Source organism: Rhodococcus sp. (in: high G+C Gram-positive bacteria), from assembly GCF_049286785.1.
GTDB lineage: Bacteria > Actinomycetota > Actinomycetes > Mycobacteriales > Mycobacteriaceae > Rhodococcus_F.
In genome coordinates, this window is sequence record NZ_JBAQEO010000439.1 from 1 (window position 1) to 2,729 (window position 2,729).

Annotated in this window: 3 protein-coding genes; 2 read left to right on the forward strand and 1 reads right to left on the reverse strand. The window is 66.9% G+C overall.

Annotated elements, in window-relative coordinates; all coding sequences use genetic code 11:
• Window positions 1–35: 35 nt before the first annotated feature.
• The gene (rlmN, locus tag WAW17_RS16055) at window positions 36–1,145 is read right to left on the reverse strand and encodes a 23S rRNA (adenine(2503)-C(2))-methyltransferase RlmN (RefSeq protein WP_422333940.1); all 1,110 of its coding nucleotides are present in this window, start codon (window positions 1,143–1,145) and stop codon (window positions 36–38) included.
• Window positions 1,146–1,258: 113 nt separating this feature from the next.
• Here rlmN and WAW17_RS16060 point away from each other — a divergent pair, with 113 nt between their 5' ends.
• Both WAW17_RS16060 and WAW17_RS16065 read left to right on the forward strand, forming a co-directional pair.
• On the forward strand, window positions 1,259–1,669 hold the full coding sequence (locus tag WAW17_RS16060; protein WP_422333941.1) for a LapA family protein: 411 nt from the start codon (window positions 1,259–1,261) through the stop codon (window positions 1,667–1,669).
• Between the two features lie 92 nt (window positions 1,670–1,761).
• A complete protein-coding gene (locus tag WAW17_RS16065; protein ID WP_422333942.1) occupies window positions 1,762–2,613 on the forward strand; it encodes an HpcH/HpaI aldolase/citrate lyase family protein in 852 nt (283 codons plus the stop codon).
• The last annotated feature ends 116 nt before the right edge of the window (window positions 2,614–2,729 follow it).

Genomic DNA, 2,729 nt, shown 5'->3' on the forward strand with positions numbered 1-2,729 from the left:
GCACGAGGGGTTCGATGTCGGTATCGGCTTGTGAATCAGTTCTCGGCGGCGAGCTGAACACAGGCTGCGGCGATCTCTTGTCCACGGGTGTCGCGGACCGTGCAAGATACGCCCTGGGCCAGCACGCGACGCACGAACTCCTTCTCCACCGGCTTGGGGCTGGCGTCCCACTCGCTGCCCGGTGTCGGGTTGAGGGGAATCAGGTTCACGTGCACCAGCGGGCCGAGTGCCTTGTGGAGCTTCTTGCCCAGCAGATCGGCCCGCCAGGGCTGATCGTTGACATCTCGGATCAGCGCGTACTCGATCGACACCCGCCTACCGGACTTGTCCGCGTAGTACCGGGCTGCGTCGAGTACCTCGGCCACCGACCAGCGGTTGTTCACGGGAACCAACGTGTCGCGCAGTTCGTCGTCGGGGGTGTGCAGCGACACCGCCAGCGTGACGCTGAGGTCCTCGTCGGCGAGCTTACGGATCGCAGGTGCCAGGCCGACCGTGGACACGGTGACGGAACGCTGCGACAGGCCGAGGCCGTCCGGGGCCGGCGAGGTGATGCGGCGGACCGCTGCCACCACCCGCTTGTAGTTGGCGAGCGGCTCGCCCATGCCCATGAAGACGACATTCGACAGTCGGCCCGGTCCACCGGCCACGTCGCCGTCGCGGAGGGCCGCGGCGGCCGCGCGCACCTGATCGACGATTTCGGCTGTCGAGAGGTTGCGTTGCAGGCCGCCCTGACCGGTGGCGCAGAACGGGCATGCCATACCGCAGCCGGCCTGGCTCGAGATGCACAGCGTCGCGCGGTCGGGGTAACGCATGAGGACGCTCTCGAGGAGGGTGCCGTCGCCCGCCTTCCACAGTGTCTTACGGGTATCGCCACCGTCACACGCCAGATGCTTGACCGGGGTCAGCAACGTCGGGAAGAGCGCGGCGCCCACCTTCTCTCGGACGGATACCGGGAGATCGGTCATCTCGGCGGGATCGGCCTCGAGACGGGAATAGTACTGACGGGCCAGTTGGTCGGCGCGGAATGCGGGCAGACCCAGCTCTTTCACCGCCTCCCGCCGCTCGACGGAGTCGAGGTCCGCGAGATGCCGCGGAGGCATCCCACGCCTGGGCGCGGTGAACACGAGGGGAAGCGAAACAGCCATAGTGCGTCCATTGTCCCATTGATTCGGGATCCGTCGTCGCAGGGAGACGAGCCGCACCCCATTTCCCCCTCGATGTGGGTGCACGAGACGGCCCGGTGGGTGAAGATCAACTCATGTCGACACCACCCAACGACCCTTCGAATTCCTATCCGGACATCCCCTCCGGTCGCGAACCCGCCACCGACTCCGGACCGGCGGGCGCCCCGCACTCCGAGATTCAGCACACCGGACCCCACCCCGATGTCGCGCGCCGCAAAGGCATCAAGCACACCCGAGCCGGTGCGACGTGGACGGGCCTGGTGATCGGAATCATCGTCCTGATCCTGCTACTGGTGTTCATCCTGCAGAATCTGGGCAGCGTCACTCTGCAGATGTTCGGCTGGGACTTCACGTTGCCGCTCGGTGTCACCATCCTGATCGCCGCCATCGCGGGCGCGGTGATCATGGCCCTCGCCGGCGGTGTGCGCATAATCCAGATCCGGCGGGCAGCCAACCGTCAGCGGCGACTGACAGCCGAGCAGTAACTGGACATCGGTAACGCAAGTGCACTGTGCCCAGCCGGTGCGAGCATGATTGAGGTCGTGGACATTGTGGACATTACCGAAGGGGCACTCCAGTGAAGACCGACGTCGAGACGACCTCGACCCCGGGTATCGTCGCCGAGCAGGCCAGATCGTGGCTCCTCGTTCCCGGTGGCAAGCCCGAGATGTTCGACCCTGCGCACGCGAGCCCTGCCGATGCCGTCATCCTCGACCTCGAGGACGCCGTCACTCCCGACCGTAAACCGCGCGCGCGACACGACGTGGTGGCCTGGCTGGGCGAGCACCGCCGCGCGTGGGTGCGCATCAACGACGCGACCACACCGTACTGGGCGGACGACCTCGATGCTCTCGCCGGAATCCCGGGACTCGAAGGGGTGATGCTCGCCAAGACGGAGAGCGGCATGCAGGTCGACGCGACCGCGGAACGTCTTCCCGAGGACACGAGGGTGCTCGCCCTCATCGAGTCCGCGGTGGGCCTCGAGGCAGCACCCGAGATCGCCCGGACGGACGCCACATTCCGGCTCGCATTCGGTAGCGGCGACTTCCGCCGCGACACCGGCATGGACAACTCACCGCTCGCGATGGCCTACCCGCGGTCGCGGCTGACCATCGCCAGTCGCGCGGCCCGGATCGCCGCCCCGATCGACGGGCCGACACTCGGCACGGACGTCGAAGCCCTCCAACGTGATTCGGCGCTCACCCTGTCGATGGGAATGAGCGGAAAGCTGTGCATGACCATCGCGCAGACCGCACACGTCAACGCCGCACTCAGCCCCTCCCCGGCCGAAGCGGAGTGGGCAAGGCGTGTGATCGCGGACCTCGGCGAGGACGGATCGCGGGTTCGGGACGGCAGCGACCTCCCTACGCTCGCGAAAGCCAAGAAGATCAACGCTCTCGCAAGGCTCTTCCACATCAAGGGGCACTGAGCGGAGCGATCAACGGGGCACTGAGCGGAGCGATCAACGGGGCACTGAGCGGAGCGATCAACGGGGCACTGAGCGGAGCGATCAACGGGCACTGAGCGGAGCGATCAAGGGGGCAC